This is a genomic window from Paenibacillus uliginis N3/975, assembly GCF_900177425.1.
Taxonomy (GTDB): domain Bacteria; phylum Bacillota; class Bacilli; order Paenibacillales; family Paenibacillaceae; genus Paenibacillus_AQ; species Paenibacillus_AQ uliginis.
In genome coordinates, this window is record NZ_LT840184.1 from 4038342 (window position 1) to 4055176 (window position 16835).

Below are 16835 nucleotides of genomic sequence, written 5' to 3' on the forward strand. Positions count from 1 at the left end.
CTCTATCCGTTTTTGAAAAAGTCAATTATTATTGATATTCGCCGTCCTTAATGCAATCGAGAGGACATACATCAATACAATCTTCCGCTTTTTCTCCAACACACCCAGACGTAATTACAAAGGTCATTTTTTTCAACCATCTTTTTCTGGACAATCAATCGCATTTTTTCGCTTTGCCCCGGTAAGTGGCAGTCCGAAAGCTGGCTCCGCAGCCGCATGTAAATTTGGCATTGGGGTTGTCGATCGTAAAACCTCCGGTCATACCCGTTTCCTTGTAATCGATTTGTACACCTTCAAGGAACTGTTCGCTAGCATAATCGATAGCAACCTGAAATCCCCCCCATCCAATGACCTGATCTCCCTCTTCCAGCGAATCGTCAAAGCTGATACTGTACGACAAACCGCTGCAACCGTCTTCGCTTACGCCAAGACGCAAAAAATATTGATCCCCGCCGATGTCCTTTAACATGTCGACGATCTTATCTGTTGCTACTTCGCTAATATGAATCATGGGTTACTCCCTCATTTCATTTATTTATATATTGTATACTATTATGTATATAAATTATGATGAATGCAGTCGTACTTGTCAACCCGTTATATTGTGTTACAATACTTTTTATAGATAAAATATCTTTTTGTTTTGTCCGCAAAATGAAGTTCTAATCAAGGTGGTGATTCCTTTGCAACCTAAAGCCGATTTATCGACTCGTGAAACGATATTACATCTGCTAAAAACAAATGACGAGCTTAGCGCTAAAGAACTTACGGATCGCCTGAACATTACGTCCATGGCCGTCCGCCGCCATATCGACGCACTGGAACGCGACGGATTCATTGAATCGAGAATTATTCGGCAGCCGATGGGAAGACCAACTGCCGCATACCATTTGACAGAACGCGCCAATGTGCTGTTTCCGAATAAATATCACGCCGTTGCCCTCGACTTGCTCGACGAGCTGGTGAAGGAATCGGGCGAAAATATGGTCGAGAGATTGTTTGAACGTCGTAAGGAAACGTTATACAAAAAGTATACCAGCTTAATGGAAGACAAAGATTTTCAAGACAAAGTATCTGAACTTGCCAATATTCAGAACGAAAATGGCTACATGGTTGAATTGAAGAAAACAAGCGATGACGAATATGTTTTTATCGAGCACAACTGTCCGATCTCCCAAATCGCCAATCAATACAACCATGCCTGCCAATGTGAATTGCGGTTGTTCGAATCTTTACTGGATGCGGATATTACTCGTCCAGAATGCCTAACCAAAGGCGATAAAAAATGCGTATATCGAATACGGCGACGAAACCTCCAATCCTAGATTCGAGGTTTATTTTTTTGATTTGAGTCCCGATCAAGACCAGATCGGCCAACGATACGGTGTCGATCCCTTTCCTCGTATCTCCCATATCATCGGACGGATCGAATATATTTTATACTTTATATAATTATATGTTGATTATATATCAAATATTGACTACACTTAAATCTGCAGCATCTAACTTTGTGAAGGAGGAATTTTGAATATGGCACACCAATTACCGACATTGTCTTACCCTGCAAACGCGCTGGAGCCGTACATTGATGAGCAAACGATGCTCATTCATCATGGCCGCCACCACCACACCTACATAACAAACTTGAATACAGCGCTGAATAAATATCCTGAGCTTCAGAGCAAAAGCGTCGATGCTCTTATTCAAAAGCTGGAGCTCGTTCCCGAGGACATTCGTACTGCTGTGCGAAATAACGGAGGCGGGCATGCCAACCATTCGTTGTTCTGGAAAACGATTGGACCTGATGGGGGCGGGCAGCCTGGTGGCGCGCTGGCCGAAGCGATCCATCAACAATTAGGCGGCTTCGAAGCATTCAAGGCGGAGTTTGCAAAAGCGGCTGCGGCACGTTTTGGATCCGGCTGGGCTTGGCTCAGCTTGGACAAACGCGAAAAACTCAAAATCTCTAGTTTGCCGAACCAGGACAGTCCTTTAATGGGCGGACTTACGCCATTGTTAGGATTGGACGTATGGGAACATGCTTATTACCTCAAATATCAAAACAAACGAGTTGATTACGTTGCGGCATTCTGGAACATCGTCAACTGGAGCGAAGTAGAACGGCTTTATGAAGCAGCAAAAAAATAATGGAGCAGGCTGCTTGAAGCCAAAACCATTCTAATCATAACGTAAAAAGGTTGGGATTCTATGTCATTTGTAATTACCGCTGACTGTATCGATGAAAAAGCTGGTGAATGCCTGGAGGTATGTCCGGTAGATTGTATTGAAGAAGGTCATGATCAATATTACATCAATCCCCGTATTTGCATCGATTGCGGCGCGTGCGAAGTGGCATGCCCCGTAGGCGCGATTGCCTGGGAAGATGAATTGAGGGAAGACGAAAAAATATACCTCGAGAAAGCAATCCAATTTTTTAAGAATCATTAATGCTTAGCAAAAGTAAATCTAAAGGTCAGGTGGCTTTTCCCTTGCCCATAATCTGTTGAAGTAAGCAAGCATAGACCAAAAAGTAAAGATGGTAGCTTCGGGATGACCCCTAAAGCTACCACTTTTACTCTTATAAGCCTAAAAATTTACCGGTGCCACGCCCACGTGGCTGACTTATTTGTGATTTAAATATTGGGCTCTCGCTTTGAAAACTCTTGAAGCATTCCTCTTATCGGTTCTACCAATGACGCCGGCGCTTTCTTTGTTGAACCCGTATCAAACGGAGGCTGAGGATCGTATTCCAAAATCAACTGGACTCCTTTGCCCATATCTTCCCCTAATTCCCATGCTACTAATTGAAGTGCCATGTCGATACCAGAGGAGACACCGGCTGCTGTTACAATTTTGCCATGGCGAACCACTCTCTCATCTGTTGGAATGGCTCCAAGAGACTGGAGCAGGTCGAAGGATCCCCAATGACTGGTTGCAGGGGCTCCATTCAACAAGCCTGCGGCGCTCAAAATCAGAGAGCCGGTACAAACCGACGTAGTCCATTTCGTGGTCTCATGTATTTGGCGAATCCAATTCAACGTTTCTTCATCATTCATTGGATTTTTATAATTTGGAGGACTGCAACCAGGAACGACAAGAATATCAGCTGAAGTAACTTCAGAAAAGCTGTAATCAGCATGCAAACAACCCATTTTTGAGTCCAGTTTGATTAACCCTTTTTTCTTGGCAACAAACTTCACTTTACATTTCTGTGTAGCAGCAAATACTTCATAGGGACCAATTGCATCTAATGATGTGATTCCATCGTAAAGCATGATTGCGATTTCCATGTCATCTCTCCCTTAAACATAATGATTAATTCATATGTATAATACCATACCCACGTAGGGTATATGTGTGTCGATGTTGTGAAAACACTTGTCCGTCTGACTCCTCTTTCTTGAAATTCTTCCGGTGGAGCACGGCCGGCGCCAGCCAGCTGCAGCGTGAATACGGTGTCATCTGATGCCACGGCCTTCCACGAGATGCCTTCTAATGGTTTTCTATTCAATTTCCTCCTTGTTTCCAAGTAATTCACTTTGCTTTTCAATATTTTGTGCTCTAAGATTGCTGGAATATCGTTTGCTACCCCTGTGTTTTTAGGATTTACTATCCACTCAAACTCTTTCCATTCCAGTTGCCCATCCAAGCAGGAAATCCACGATTTAATAATAAAATCTTAGAGTTTTGCTTAATAAAACAAACGGTAAACCCTAGCATTAATAAATCCTCAATACAATGCTGATATGTATTACTCACAAATTCTTTAATCATACTTGCACACTCAATGATTGAGTTTTTTTTCGTATTCACTTCTAGATCATATCTGCTATGTTTATGTACAATCTCAATTTGTGCTCTGGCTAATCCTATCGGTCTGTCTTTTCTTTCTCGTTCTCTTCGTTCGAGTTCGTCAATAGGACAATGTACGCCGATATAGAATGTCAAACGTTCTTATTTCCTCTCTGGATATGTGTTCACCATACATACTCATTAACATGTCATTCACACCAGCAATTGCGTTATCGACAGATAAGTAAATGAAATCTTCATTGAATATCTGCTTAAGCTGATTAGAAATACTTGTTTTCCCTGCACTTGAAGTGCGTTTAGGAAAATTACTATTCCGTTTTTCATAATTATTTTTCTCCCTTTATATAACTCTCTTTACGGTTTACATCATGATCTCATTACCATATATTGCATCCGCTGTTACCGCTCCTAATCCCGAAATGAATCCAAAAGATCTTCCTTGATTTAAAGTCTTTCGGATACATTCCGTTATCACACTTAATCTCCAGCAAATAATGCTTTTACTATTCTTCTGTCTCTCAATTTAATTATTAGTTCATTTATTCTGGCATGATATATTGAATTGATATTGCACATGTACTGTTCGAAATCGTCTGCAAGGGCTTTCACTTCAATTTCATTGTATTTTGCAGTCCCATAGTAGTCCTTTAGCTTTCTTAATTGAATATAGCTATTCCAGATCTTATGATTTTGAAAAATTGCTTCATGGAAGGCGTCTTCTATAGGAAAGTAATATTGTCTTTGATTATTCACATCCGATAAATATCCATCAAGGGCCATATATTTGCCTCCCTTCATTGTATCTATGAACCGGATAAGCGTAGTGACTGGGTCCGGTAGGACTTAGCCTCTCAGGTTTGTCCGGCTGATTCCGCTTCCTTGCTTCTTCACTTCGGTCCGGACCGAGGGCGTCAGCCCGAAGCGTGAATACAGTGCTATGTAATGCACCCAGCTTCCTCGATTATGCTTTCCAGACTATCCTTGCGTTTGTTATATCGTACTCACGTTCTTGTTCTACACTCGACTTATCAAAGATGCTCTTAAACTCAGGTAGAGCATCATGAATATCCTTAATAAACTTGTATTCTTTACTATCTAATTTATTTGTAAAGTAAATTTCGTAATCTCGAACCATTCCATTAATTATTGCAATTTGAAAAGTAGTAAACGGATTGGTTATCCCTCCACCATTTGTAATTTCATCTTCAATCTCATTTAATGAATTTAGTTGCCTTAAAAACATATCCTCATTGTGGCCTGTGTAATCAAATAATAAATATTCACCGGTCACTATTTCATTTCCCGTCATAGGAATATCTCTCTTCCTGAAATAAAAAATATTTTCATCAAGGTTTAAAGGGTTTCTTAGATGAAGATTATCTGCACCGATTATATCTAGATATTCAAGAATGTAATTTATCGTTTCTTGAACTTCTCCAAATGAATATACCTCGTTTTTCAAAAATGTTTCTTTAGCAATTAGCTCTGCTAGGGCCTGTCTTCAAACCTAAGCCAACCAAACCATAATGGAAGCCAGTGTCAAAAAAGCTCTAAACGTACAGGCTAATTTATCGAACCGGGTAGCTATCCGGCGGTAGTGTTTAATCTTGTTGAAAAAACATTCGATTTCATGACGTTCTTTGTAGAGCCACCAGTCACATTCACGCTGAATCTTACGAGATTTTTTGCTCGGAATCACGGGCTGAGCCTGCTGCTCATGAAGAAAATCGAGAATATCATTGGTGTCATAAGCTCGATCAGCCAACACGTTTGCTCCAGCGAGTTCCATGCATTTCAACATGTCATAACCGGTCACACAATCATGATTTTGGCCGCCGGTGAGTTCAAAACGCAAAGGGTTACCCAGCGCATCTACAATTGCATGGATTTTGGTTGTTAATCCGCCTCTGGAGCGGCCGATTGCCTGAAATTGCTGCCCCCTTTTGCTCCGGCTCCATGTTGATGAACGCGAACAATCGTCGCATCGATCATCACATTTTCGAAGTCGGGTTCAATCGAAATCTGTTCAAGGACTCGCTCCCATACGCCTGACATTTGCCACCGACGAAACCGAGTGTAAACCGATTTCCAGGGACCATAATACTCCGGTAAATCGCGCCAAGGCGCGCCGGTTCTAGCAATCCAGAGCATGGCATTGAGCATGGTCCGGTTATTTTTTGCAGGTCGTCCTCCTTGTTTCTTTCGTTCGGCTGGCAACACGTCTTTGATAAGTTCCCACTGATCGTCATGTATTTCGTATCGTCTCTTCATAACCTGATTTTACCACTTATAATGCTAGTTTTATAGTTTGAAGACAGGCCCTAGTTTAGATATTTTTGTTTTCATGTTTTCTGAATCCTTTCTGGGTGTTTCGCATAACGTTCGCACGTTCCTGACGTTCAAGCGACTTAAGTGACCAAAGGGAACGGGTCCTCAGACTTAGCTGGTTGAATGTGTCGCTTGAATTCGCTATATAGAAATTCCACTGGCGACCGTGGAGCAAACGCGACGAATTAGGAATCAGGCATCAAATTATATAATCCGGTTTGTTTAATATCCGCTCCAGTGTATTCAGTAAATATGCTCTTCTATTCTTTCGTACTAAATTCTTGCATGTATTTCCTTACATCATCTCTAAATCTCTCTATATAATTATCCTTTGTAAAATCCCTTATGACATTTCTCCAAAACGATATTGCAGGAGTGTTATTCTCCAATTGTACTACTTTCCACTTTGCTTTATACAAATTAAACGCCTTGATTGCAGCCGCCTTACCTATTCCTTGTCCCCTATATTTTCGCAGTATCATAAAGTCATAGATTACGTGTGTCGGATCGGGGTCAGTGTCCATATTCTCAAAAAGCACGACCAAAAATCCAACCTTAATTCCACTAATCTCAATAAAATATGGATTCCATCGAGGGTCACCCTCCCAATAATAATCAATGGTTATTTCATATTTTCCAAATCCGTTGTGATCCTCGTCTGTAAATTGACTAAAGTCATAGAGATAAAATTGATATAGATTGTATAATACATCTTTTTCTTCTTTTCTTATTGGAACAAGGTTAATATCCATATGAACTCCAATTCGATCTTTTATTTTGTATGCTTCTGGCGGGTTCGTCTAACGTATTTGTATTCACGAATCCTCACTGGCTTAAGGGGCGTATGCCCTGGGTCCGACGGACTTAGCCAGTGCACGGTTGTCTACCTGACTCTACTTCTCCGATATGCGCTTGGCAGACCAAGGGCGCTAGCCCGCAGCGTGAATACGGTTTTAGCTAAAGTTAACTCTTCTTCGAATTAGCTAGAGATCTTCCTTCTTGCTCAGAATTAAACCACCAACAGGGTTCAATATATAATTACATAACTTCTTTACTGCTTTATCATTATTAATACTTTCTTCAATAAATCTAACAAATTCTGGATCAAGATCCCGCAACATATTAATTTGATATTTAGTCTTTACAGCCCACCAATTTCTTATTGTAAAATGAGCTTCTACACAGACGGTCATAATTTGATTTTTAATCCACCTAGAGGTTAATTCATCAACCTCGTCGATGAAATTATTATACAACTCTGTAATTCGTCTCCGAATTCTTAGTATCTCATCTGTAGATACTGGAGTAGGACCTTGACCAAAAAATTTGATTGCTTCTTCTTTCAAGGCGCTCCATCTGGTTTCGTTGTAACTCCACCAGCAAATGCCATTAGCCAACATTGAGGTTATTGTTCCAATATTGCCTTTCCTTTCATAGGTACTAATAACTTCATGATACCATTCCCACGGGGCAATCATTAATTGAAACTCATAATCTTTAAAAGTTCTATACTCTCTCCTGAATTCTTTGAAGTTGCCAATACAGCAAAGATCAATATCGCTATGATCGGTGGCAAGGCCGTTGGCATGTGAACCGCACAAAATAATTGCCTCTAATTCTGGTTTTATAGACTTATCAAAATTAATAAATTCATCAATTAATTCTTTAATTTGTGTTTTCATTTTTTTGTTCCTCTGCTTCTACGTATTAAGCAATTTCATCTAACGTTTGTGTATCAACGAACCCTCACTTCCTCGAAATACCTCGAGCAGATCAGAGGGCGTTTGCCATCATAGAAAAACTTACAAATTCTCTATATATGTGATAGTTTGTTTTATTAGTTCGTCTATATTTTTAATACTGTCTATAACTAATTCACCGTCTAAAGGGGTTGATTCTATGCCTCTATTAAAATAGTGTTGTTTCATTTCTTCAAATTCTGTGATTATATTGTTGGGATTAGGATTAGCCTTTCTTTGATTGAAACGTTCGGCCCAAAGAACCTCATTGCTACAGATACATAATATTGGTTTAAAGATTCCCTTGTTGTTCTCAATGTGTTTCTTTAAATCAAGTAATTGATTATTAAAATGAAATGGGCAGTCAATAATAATATCAGTATTACACTCCATATTTGTTTGAATAATCTTTAATAGCATTTCATAACAAAATTTGTTTCTAAGGACATTATCCGAAATGTAATTGAAAACAGTATCAAAAATATCATCCTTTCTGATTATTGGTACATTCACTCTCTTAGCCAATTCATTTGAAATAAAAGTTTTCCCTACTCCGGCTTTCCCCCGAAGTAATATAATCTTTGACATACTTTCCCGACTTTCATTTAAATCTTTTGGTAATTTCCTATAACGTTAAAACATTCACGAACCCGAGAGGCTTAAGCTGCTCCAGCGATCAAGCGCAGCGATTGCCCAGACATGTCGCCAGACTTGCTTCGCAGGGTTGTCTGCTTGCCAATTTCTTCCTCGAATTCTCTTCTGCAGACCAGGGCGTAGCCTGCAGTGTGAATGTTGTGTTATACGAAGACTTGCCCTGTCGATAAACCCCACTAAACTTCTTCGAATGTACTTTCGAAAAAGGGCCCTTCAACATCATTTATATAGTTTTCAATAATCTTTCTCATTGGTTGAGGAAGAAGGTTATGTCGGTCCATCTCATTTATGGGTATCCAATAAAATTCTAAATGGCTCTCTTTTGATTCTGGATTCTTTCTATAATCTGCGTTTTCTAATTTAGTAATAAAAATATGGTTTATCTCTTGATGATATGTTCCTTCATCTTCGTGTTCAGCTTCTACTGCTCCTATATACGGCCCGACTTCACTTATTAAACCAAGTTCTTCATTTATCTCTCTATACAAAGAGGTTCTAATACTTTCATGAAACTCAACATGTCCTCCTGGTAAAAATGTGTTATCCATTCCTATGCAATGGGCAACTAAAAGATGGTTATCGGTTAATATGACTCCTCGAGCCAGCACGTGGTACTTTTGTGGTTGTTCTTCTCTTATCATCTTGAAGTCTCCTTCTAAAATTGTTGGTTTTTAATAGGGTTAGCACGTTTTCGTCTAACGTTCTTGTATTTACGAACCCGAGAACCTTAAGGGACCTAGTCCCGGCCCCGACTCAGTTAGGTTCGCAGGATTATCTGACTGATTCAACTTCCTCGAAATGCCTCGGGCAGACCAAGGCTCCGTCAGGGGCCACAGCGCGAATACATTGTTATAGGATGTCAGCGTCATCTCGAATTACTTAAATAATATCTTATATTGCCGCGGCACATCGCTTACTTATTCATTTCCGTCAGTCTTGTTTCATATTGCAAATTTGCCATAAGCTAAATACTCACGCACCTCAAGAACCTTACTGCCCCGAATAACAATTTCCATACCATTTTCAGAGTCCCATTCTGTGCCTCCACTCAGAGTTGCACCGAATGTATTATCGTTTCTATCGTAAGGATTTCGATAAAGATCAACTTCCCCTACGGAGTAGAAGATTCTTTAGATGAAAACAGTATATCTGGGTTTGGGTTGCTTGCTTTATTCCAATGTGATGTTAAAATAGATATCCCATCTTTTATAACCCGGTGTAATCTCTGGAATAAGTCACTTATACTATATGTACTTTATTCCACTATTGTAAAGCTTTCTTCACCCTCTCTAATAGGCAGATCAATTATTGTCATTTTCTTTACAGACGCCCGTTTCAATGACCGCATGCAATTGACCAGAAAATCAATATGCGACTTTTCCCCCTTGTAATTCTGCTTCCACACTCCCATCTTTTAAATTTCTCACCCATCCAGTTAATTTCATTCTTCGAGCAATACAATATATTTCTAAGCGGAATCCTACCTTTTGCATCCTCCCAGAAAAGGCTACTTTTTTTCTGACTATAGAGCTTGGTATAAATTCAGGAAACTTAACACGATTTGCATGCCAAATTACATATTCATTTCTTAATTTCTTAAAAATACTCATTCTTCCGCAGACCCCTTATACTACTATTTTTTTCTTTTAGATTATGGCTATGTTAAATTCTAATGTTGATATTTGACCATAAGAAAACCGCCTTCGTTGAAAAGGCGGTTTATTGCTATCGTGTCCCGTTAGCGCAACGACTTACTCTGTTGAATTTCGTGTTCCTCAACATAAAGCGGCATCAGAGAAGGCGGATCGTACCTTATCGCGGCCTTTAAACGACAAAATGGTGCCGATAGCCACCATAGCCCCATAGCCGCAACGAAATAATGAGCCTAATCCGACAGTGCCCGCATGATGTTGGATTTCGCCTCTGCCGCAATCGCTTCATTCCCGTCATCGACCGCTTGCATTAAGATCAGTATGGGGATGTATACCGCGATCAGCCGCGCCAGCAGCTTCGTTTCCTCGTCCGCTCCTCCGTACGTTTCGAAAAACACGCCGCGAGCGTAAGGTGGTAAAAAGCTATAAGCAACGCTCAAATCGCAAGCCGGATGGCCTACGCTCAGATCGCCCCAATCAATGATGCCGGAAACGATCCCGTTCTCATTCACAAGCATATTTTTGAAATGAAGATCGCCATGTAGCAGTGCATTCACCGCCTCGACACGGTCCTTTTGCAGCCTGCTAATATACGCTTCGATCACACCGGACTCCTCCGGCGACAAGTGTTCAACCACCTTAGATAGAAAGCCCTCCAATTTCACTTTGCGCGATGCTATGTCCGTCAAGTTTCGATGATCTTGCTGAACTCCGCACTTCAGCGCCGCCTGCACCGGAAACTCATGCAATCTCCGCAAAAATTTCGCCAGCGTCTCTGCCGATAAAGCCCGACGTTCTTCCGTCAAACCGATTGGGAAATCTCCTGGCACGTAGGCATAGCCAAGAAATGGTGCCGGGTATTCGTCACTTGCTTCGCCATAAAACAACGGTTTCGGATAGGGGATGGTCATATATGCCTCCAGCTTCGGCAGCAGCTTCCCTTCCATACGAATCGAGCCAACTGCAATCGTTCTTCTTGGAAACCGGAACACGTACTCGTCACCGATGAGAAAAACCGTATTGTCCCAGCCCCAGCCCAATCGCTTCACTTGCTTCGATGACAGCTGAGGGAATTGTCTGCCGATCAGCGTCCGCGCCTGCTCTTCGTTAACCTCCCACTCCGCATCCCATACATTCGTTCCTCCCATGAATTGTCTGCCTCCTCGTTCCTTACGTTATTATTTAGATGTTTACATTCCCTGGAAGTTACGCATAACTGCCCGTTAGCTTAACAAGAATAAGCAGAAAGCCGAAGTTTGGTGTTCGTGTCGGTCACAGTAAACAGGCACGATTTGACCAACATATTTTTCTTATTCGATGCGGTATTCTCATATTCCTTGCTGTCTAAGTAACGAAACCACGCCAAGTAATTCTGCAAATACTTTGTTGCAACACCATTGAAGCGATCCATCCATTTCTTCAAGCGGCTGTGGTAGCTGTTTACGTTTTGGATATGGTACACGCCTTTCACACGTTGTTTTCCGTCGGATTTGAATCGGTAATGAGTCATGCCTTTTGAATTCGCATAGGAGCTAAATGCCCTCCATGAATCAGTGCATAACACGTTTGAGTCAGATAGATGACCACCAATCGCTTCGTCTAATTTTGTAGTCCGAATACGTCCACGCCCAAGTACGCCAGAGTAAGTCATTTTCTGACGGTCACGGGCAACCAGCACGCACACTTGATCGTGGCTTATACCACGATATTTCGCTTTGCCGCCACGTTTACGTGGCTTGCGTTCGGCAATATTCCGCTTGCCCTTTTCCGAGTAAAGAAAGTAGGTCTCGTCCATTTCAACAATATCTTGAAATGCTTCGGTTGGAATCTGCTTCAGAGCGGAAAGAATCTTATGCCGCCAGTAAAACAAGGTGACATGCGTGACTTCATCGTTTAACTGCTCTGCACATTTTCTCAGAGAAAAGCCCTCAATCATGCATTCGATAAAACGAACCCACATATGAGGTCGCCTCGTTCGTTGCAGAGGGGTGTTCGTAAGGTCATTGAATGTTTGGCGACAGGACTTACAACGGTAACGTTGACGTTTAACCTCTCCAGTGCGTGTTCTTACAGCGTACTTTCCAAATCGAACAACAGAATGGTTTTTGCAATGCGGGCAAACAAGTCCATCTTTATGCTTCTGCTCTTGAATTTCATCAATCGCTCGAACTGGAAGTGCCACTCCCTTGGTTCGGGACTGCAAAAAGTAGATAAGTTCTCGCTTACCATTATCGTCCAACGTATCAGCAAGCTTTTTCAGTTCCTTTAAATCCATGGGCAAATCATCTCCGAACAGTTATATTGCCCTTATTATAGAACACTTGTTCGTAATTATCAAATATCAACAACAAAGTTTAACATAGCCTAGATTATTGAAACATACTACCACCAAATAAAGACCGGTTAGTTAATCCACAATGCGGTTACTCGATGAACCGATTTCTTAGATCTTCTAACACTTTATTAACCCTTTATTAAATCTATCTATATAATCCGCTTTCATATTTAAGGTGTACAATTCATTTACATTGTTTTCAGTGTCTTTAAAATAGACTCTATTATGTTGAAATCACTTTCAAATATGTCTCTTTTTATCTAGTCTTTCTATTAATTAATTTAACTGTTCAAGTTTTTTAATTGTGTTCATTCGACTTCTTGCTCTATAATTCCAAACCCATTCAATAAATTTCCAATCTAATTTTTCTTTGCATTCTGCATTCATATCAGGTCTAGTTTTCTGATGATACATAATTCGCCGTTTAATAATTCGATACATACATAGAAGTCCTGGCATGTCCAAAAAAATGATTAAATCCGCTTTCTTAATCCTGATATCCATGGTCCTAGAATAGTTACCATCAATTATCCAATGATCTTCGTTTGTAAATTGTTCAACAATCTTATCCTACTCTTCATTTGGTTTAGGGACCCAATTGGGATTCCAAAAATAAGTATCCAAATGTATGACCGGGAGATCCAGTATCACCGAGCTTTTGGGATAGGGTTGATTTACCCGATCCACCTGATCCAATAACCAATGTTCGCTTCATATTTCTCCTTAGCTGCACCTTCTAATTTACTGGCCTTCTTTGTTGGCATTTTCTCATTTATAATGTCTTCTAATATTTTTTCTAGTTCTTCAATTTGCTCTTTTTCTGTATCTGTCATTATTTAAATTGATTTTTCGGCTATTCCACATAACATGTTAAACAAGCAAACAATTAAAAACAGTTCTTCAGCAAGGATTACTTAATCTGATACATCTATCTTACAAAAGTAATATAATCCATGTTAACTGGATCAATACCATCTGCTCTAAATCGCGAGTTAATCTGTCCTCGATGATACTGACCATGAAGTGCTACGTGAGTTAAAATATCTCGTATAGAAGTCATAAATTCTTTACCACTACTATTTGTGTATGTTATTAAGTTATCTAAGTCAGTTTTTGCTGTTTCAGCAAGAGATTTATGAAGTTTTTTTCATTTTGTTTAATAAGTTTTGCACAGACTGTTATATCACCATCCGACCAGATGGGCATTTGTGAACTGTCCATTCCTTTTAATCTAGTTAGCCATACTTGTTCAGAATATAGAATATGAGAAAATAAACTTAACTGCTGCTCCCCAATCTCTACATTTTGCAATGTTTCTAGAATGCGTTGATTAGCCCAATTTAAATGCTCAAACATCTTTTGAATTGTTTTCAATGGGGTGCCTCCTATATAATCGATCACTTGTTTTATATGAACTCATAAAAAAGAGGAAACACAGTTATATCCATTCTTCAACTCAACTGTCCGATAGCTGTTCTAACTGGACCTCTTCGATTATTCCAACAAGAGATCCATCACCTTAATATCTCTTATGTTATTAACGATAGTATCCGCTCTTGATAAACCTTGATCTCCTGAATTCTGATTAATAAAACCTATACATTTCATTCCTGCAGCATTTGCTGCTTGAATACCATTTTTAGAATCTTCAAGTACCCAACATTCATTTGGCTTAATATTCAAATTTCCGTTACCGCATGCCATTTGCTTGAGTTTTCGACAACAGGGAGGGCAGTTGTTTTCCATCATCGCTACTGCCGGGCGTGACTTCAACCGCTGTAATAATCTCTTCTTCCGTCATAGCTAACCGTAACACGTCCAAAGGTCGCTGCTTTTGACTGCTTGCTGGGTATGAGTAGCATCCAAAATAATGGTTTTACTCTTAATGAGTCCTTTCTCCACACATTGACTCACCACTTGTTTCAACACGTCTTCCACTTGACTTGCACCAAGGCGATGATTCCGAAAGCGCGACAATTGCGAGGCATCTGGCAAGGGATCTTCTGGATTAACGCCAAGAAAACCATTTGTACGCTAAATTCACCTGCGCTTCCTGAACAACTCGTTCATCCGAAAGATTGTAAAGGATTTGCAAAAAGAGCAGACGAAAAAGAAGCTCAGGCTCATTAGCCGGTCTGCCGTAATATTTGCAATAGCTGTTTTCGACCAACTCATGAATGAAGCTGAAGTCTACAATGCGATGAATCTTTCGCAACAAGTGATCTTCAGGAACAAGATTATATAATTCCGCTTGGAATGATGCAGTTAATTGTCTACCGGCATGCAACAACAGGCTCGTCTCACTTTTACTTTTCTTCCATTATACAACAAACCCGGTACCGACAAGGTACCGGGCTTCATTTTACAGATACTGTATTCGTTTTGCAGGACTCTCCAAGAGGGTCCTTTGTATCAAAACATCCTTCTTGCGGGTTATAAGTCCAAGTCCCCGAATTAGCTTGAATACAGCACCTCTTCCTTAGCTTCTGGGATCCAAACCTGCATGAAGCCTGGTTCCCGATTATCCCATGCATAGTACGGGATAAGTGTAATCGGTCTGCCTTCCTCATCCCGGCCTGAAAGGGTCACAACGCCGCCTAGTAACTCGGGACGATCGTTTATAGCCATCGGCTGATGTGCAGAAATCGCTAATGAGTCGTACTCTACTTCCGGATTGTCCACCGCTTCTAGGCAATAGACGACCGGACCTCTTTGAATGGCGACCCGTTCGCGATTCGCCACCACTTCCGATCTGGCCCGAACAGCTTCAACTGGCATATCTAACTCCAGTACGATGGTTTGACCAGGTACCCACTCGCGTTGCAAGACAAGATATCCGTCATTGGTCAGTGTTTCGATATCCTTAGGCACGGTGTCACCGGCAGATATCTGATAACTCTTGCACCATCCAGGGATGCGCAGCTTCAACGTAAACGTTGCCGTTGTCTCCAGTTGTACCTCAAGCTCTATCCTGCCGTTCCACGGGTAGTTCGTCCGCTGGATAATACGAACGGACGGCCCGTCTCCACTAAGTTGCATTTCACTCTCGCCGTCAATATATTGATTGACCGCAATGCCGTCATCCGTAAGGGCATATACATATTGACCAATCGAAGGCAGGAATCGAGCAAGGTTGGTTGGGCAACAGGACGTATCGTACCAAGCCGTACGATGATGATCCCCCGTCGAAACCAGCGGATTAACATAGAAGAACTGGTCTCCCGATAGGGATATGCCTGATAAAGCCCCGTTGTACATCTCCCGTTCCACAATGTCCGCATATTTGGCATCGCCTTCTAGCAGGTTCATTCGATGATTCCAATATACCATTGCGATAGCTGCACATGTCTCACAGTAGGCTGTTTCGTTCGGCATGTCATAATCATGCGTGAAGCCCTCATTGTGCTGGGAAGGTCCGATACCGCCGGTGATGTACATGTTCCGCTCCACCGTGTTCGACCATACCTTATTGAGTGCGCCAACGTAAGACGTATCCTTCGATGCAAGAACGACATCAGCCATTGCGGCATACAAGTACATCGCACGTACTGCGTGCCCCGTCACCTTCTCGATATCTTTTACCGGTACATCATCCTGGCAGTAAGCTGGCCCCCATTCTTCCCGGTTCCAAATTGTACCCACGCCATGACCGTGACCCCGTTCCTCAAGCAGCCACAGGGATAGCTTCCAGTAACGCTCCTCACCCGTCACTCGGTACAACTTAACGAGCGCAAGCTCGATCTCTTCATGCCCTTCTACCCAGTGACGTTTCCCTGGACCGAACAAGTTGTCGTAATGATCAGCAAGTCGACAGGCGACATCCAGCAGTACCCGTTTGCCTGTTGCTTCATAATACGCAACCGCCGCTTCAATCAGGTGACCGCCATTATACATTTCGTGCCGCTCCATGTCGATCCATTTTTGATCCGGTGCCTCAAGCGTGAAGTAAGTCGAAAGATATCCGTCTTCTTCCTGCGCGGCTGCAATCAGATCAAAAATCCGATCGACCTCCTGCTCAAGTGCAGGATCACGATCTGTCATCAGGGAATAGGCGACACCTTCAAGCACCTTATACACATCGGAATCATTAAAATAAATCCCCTCAAAGTTCCCTTCCATCAAACCGCCCGCTTTGGCAAAATTCGAAATGCGCCCTGTCTGCTCGCATTTATCCAGGCAGGTTCTTAGCGTAACCCGCTTCAGCACTTCCAGGCGCGGCCGCCAGAAGGAATCCTCAATCCTTACTTTGGTAAAAGGAACGGCCTGCCAATATTGCAATTTTTGCTCCCTTTTCTTCATGTCATTCTCTCCTTGCCT

General features: G+C 41.5%; 24 protein-coding genes and 1 pseudogene. 3 read left to right on the forward strand and 22 right to left on the reverse strand.

Translation table 11 applies throughout. The features are described 5' to 3' along the window. Nucleotides 1-154 precede the first annotated feature (154 nt). Entirely contained in the window at nt 155-511 is a 357-nt protein-coding gene (locus tag B9N86_RS19190) for a HesB/IscA family protein (RefSeq protein ID WP_208914741.1), read from the reverse strand. A 172-nt stretch (nt 512-683) separates the two neighbouring features. Here B9N86_RS19190 and B9N86_RS19195 point away from each other — a divergent pair, with 172 nt between their 5' ends. The 3 genes from B9N86_RS19195 to B9N86_RS19205 all read left to right on the forward strand — a co-directional run bounded on the left by B9N86_RS19195 (nt 684) and on the right by B9N86_RS19205 (nt 2445). Further along, a complete protein-coding gene (locus B9N86_RS19195; RefSeq protein WP_208914743.1) occupies nt 684-1325 on the forward strand; it encodes a helix-turn-helix transcriptional regulator in 642 nt (213 codons plus the stop codon). A 205-nt stretch (nt 1326-1530) separates the two neighbouring features. Further along, nucleotides 1531-2145 (forward strand): superoxide dismutase, encoded by a 615-nt coding sequence (locus B9N86_RS19200; protein ID WP_208914745.1) that lies wholly within the window; start codon nt 1531-1533, stop codon nt 2143-2145. Nucleotides 2146-2205: 60 nt separating this feature from the next. Next, entirely contained in the window at nt 2206-2445 is a 240-nt protein-coding gene (locus B9N86_RS19205; RefSeq protein WP_208914749.1) for a ferredoxin family protein, read from the forward strand. Nucleotides 2446-2630: 185 nt separating this feature from the next. Here the strand turns inward: B9N86_RS19205 and B9N86_RS19210 are convergent, their stop codons facing one another. The 21 genes and pseudogenes from B9N86_RS19210 to B9N86_RS19295 all read right to left on the reverse strand — a co-directional run bounded on the left by B9N86_RS19210 (nt 2631) and on the right by B9N86_RS19295 (nt 16817). Next, nucleotides 2631-3287, reverse strand: a complete 657-nt coding sequence (locus B9N86_RS19210; protein ID WP_208914750.1) for a DJ-1/PfpI family protein — start codon at nt 3285-3287, stop codon at nt 2631-2633. Beyond that, nucleotides 3245-3508: a hypothetical protein gene (locus tag B9N86_RS19215; protein ID WP_208914751.1), complete on the reverse strand. Its 264-nt coding sequence runs from the start codon at nt 3506-3508 to the stop codon at nt 3245-3247. The genes B9N86_RS19210 and B9N86_RS19215 overlap by 43 nt, the downstream gene beginning before the upstream one ends. Nucleotides 3509-3606: 98 nt before the next feature. Beyond that, nucleotides 3607-3945, reverse strand: a complete 339-nt coding sequence (locus B9N86_RS19220) for a phosphotransferase-like protein (protein WP_208914752.1) — start codon at nt 3943-3945, stop codon at nt 3607-3609. A 342-nt stretch (nt 3946-4287) separates the two neighbouring features. Beyond that, nucleotides 4288-4590: a hypothetical protein gene (locus B9N86_RS19225; protein WP_208914753.1), complete on the reverse strand. Its 303-nt coding sequence runs from the start codon at nt 4588-4590 to the stop codon at nt 4288-4290. A 181-nt stretch (nt 4591-4771) separates the two neighbouring features. Then, nucleotides 4772-5272, reverse strand: a complete 501-nt coding sequence (locus B9N86_RS19230; protein WP_208914754.1) for a hypothetical protein — start codon at nt 5270-5272, stop codon at nt 4772-4774. Nucleotides 5273-5317: 45 nt separating this feature from the next. After that, a protein-coding gene (locus B9N86_RS19235; RefSeq protein ID WP_208914755.1) for an IS5 family transposase occupies nt 5318-6081 on the reverse strand; the annotation gives its coding sequence in 2 pieces (ribosomal slippage) (nt 5318-5745 and nt 5745-6081; 765 coding nt in all). Nucleotides 6082-6398: 317 nt separating this feature from the next. After that, the gene (locus tag B9N86_RS19240; protein ID WP_208914756.1) at nt 6399-6890 is read right to left on the reverse strand and encodes a GNAT family N-acetyltransferase; all 492 of its coding nucleotides are present in this window, start codon (nt 6888-6890) and stop codon (nt 6399-6401) included. Nucleotides 6891-7121: 231 nt separating this feature from the next. Beyond that, nucleotides 7122-7820 carry a nucleotidyltransferase domain-containing protein gene (locus B9N86_RS19245; RefSeq protein ID WP_208914757.1) on the reverse strand — a complete coding sequence of 233 codons (699 nt, stop codon included), beginning with the start codon at nt 7818-7820 and terminating at the stop codon, nt 7122-7124. A gap of 120 nt (nt 7821-7940) precedes the next feature. Continuing rightward, complete coding sequence (locus B9N86_RS19250) at nt 7941-8465, reverse strand: P-loop nucleotide/nucleoside kinase family protein (RefSeq protein WP_208914758.1); 525 nt, start codon at nt 8463-8465, stop codon at nt 7941-7943. Between the two features lie 242 nt (nt 8466-8707). Further along, nucleotides 8708-9172, reverse strand: a complete 465-nt coding sequence (locus B9N86_RS19255) for an NUDIX domain-containing protein (protein WP_208914759.1) — start codon at nt 9170-9172, stop codon at nt 8708-8710. A 300-nt stretch (nt 9173-9472) separates the two neighbouring features. Then, on the reverse strand, nt 9473-9658 hold the full coding sequence (locus B9N86_RS31025) for a DUF6985 domain-containing protein (protein WP_425298616.1): 186 nt from the start codon (nt 9656-9658) through the stop codon (nt 9473-9475). Between the two features lie 237 nt (nt 9659-9895). Further along, the gene (locus B9N86_RS19260; RefSeq protein ID WP_244562757.1) at nt 9896-10141 is read right to left on the reverse strand and encodes an acylphosphatase; all 246 of its coding nucleotides are present in this window, start codon (nt 10139-10141) and stop codon (nt 9896-9898) included. Between the two features lie 275 nt (nt 10142-10416). Further along, nucleotides 10417-11331 carry a phosphotransferase gene (locus B9N86_RS19265; RefSeq protein ID WP_078503234.1) on the reverse strand — a complete coding sequence of 305 codons (915 nt, stop codon included), beginning with the start codon at nt 11329-11331 and terminating at the stop codon, nt 10417-10419. 80 nt (nt 11332-11411) lie between these two features. After that, nucleotides 11412-12458 (reverse strand): IS1595 family transposase, encoded by a 1047-nt coding sequence (locus tag B9N86_RS19270; RefSeq protein WP_208914760.1) that lies wholly within the window; start codon nt 12456-12458, stop codon nt 11412-11414. Between the two features lie 734 nt (nt 12459-13192). Further along, a complete protein-coding gene (locus tag B9N86_RS19275) occupies nt 13193-13351 on the reverse strand; it encodes a hypothetical protein (protein WP_208914761.1) in 159 nt (52 codons plus the stop codon). 95 nt (nt 13352-13446) lie between these two features. Then, complete coding sequence (locus B9N86_RS30430) at nt 13447-13611, reverse strand: DinB family protein (protein ID WP_244563156.1); 165 nt, start codon at nt 13609-13611, stop codon at nt 13447-13449. 8 nt (nt 13612-13619) lie between these two features. Beyond that, on the reverse strand, nt 13620-13892 hold the full coding sequence (locus B9N86_RS30435; RefSeq protein ID WP_244562758.1) for a hypothetical protein: 273 nt from the start codon (nt 13890-13892) through the stop codon (nt 13620-13622). A 120-nt stretch (nt 13893-14012) separates the two neighbouring features. Further along, entirely contained in the window at nt 14013-14201 is a 189-nt protein-coding gene (locus B9N86_RS19285; protein WP_244562759.1) for an HAD family hydrolase, read from the reverse strand. A 7-nt stretch (nt 14202-14208) separates the two neighbouring features. Further along, entirely contained in the window at nt 14209-14334 is a 126-nt protein-coding gene (locus B9N86_RS31095; RefSeq protein WP_483243738.1) for a hypothetical protein, read from the reverse strand. After that, nucleotides 14326-14808 (reverse strand): annotated as a pseudogene (locus tag B9N86_RS19290) (transposase); the annotation flags it as partial. The gene B9N86_RS31095 and the pseudogene B9N86_RS19290, both read right to left, overlap by 9 nt. 164 nt (nt 14809-14972) lie before the next feature. After that, nucleotides 14973-16817, reverse strand: a complete 1845-nt coding sequence (locus B9N86_RS19295) for a glycoside hydrolase family 127 protein (protein ID WP_208914762.1) — start codon at nt 16815-16817, stop codon at nt 14973-14975. Nucleotides 16818-16835: the final 18 nt, after the last annotated feature.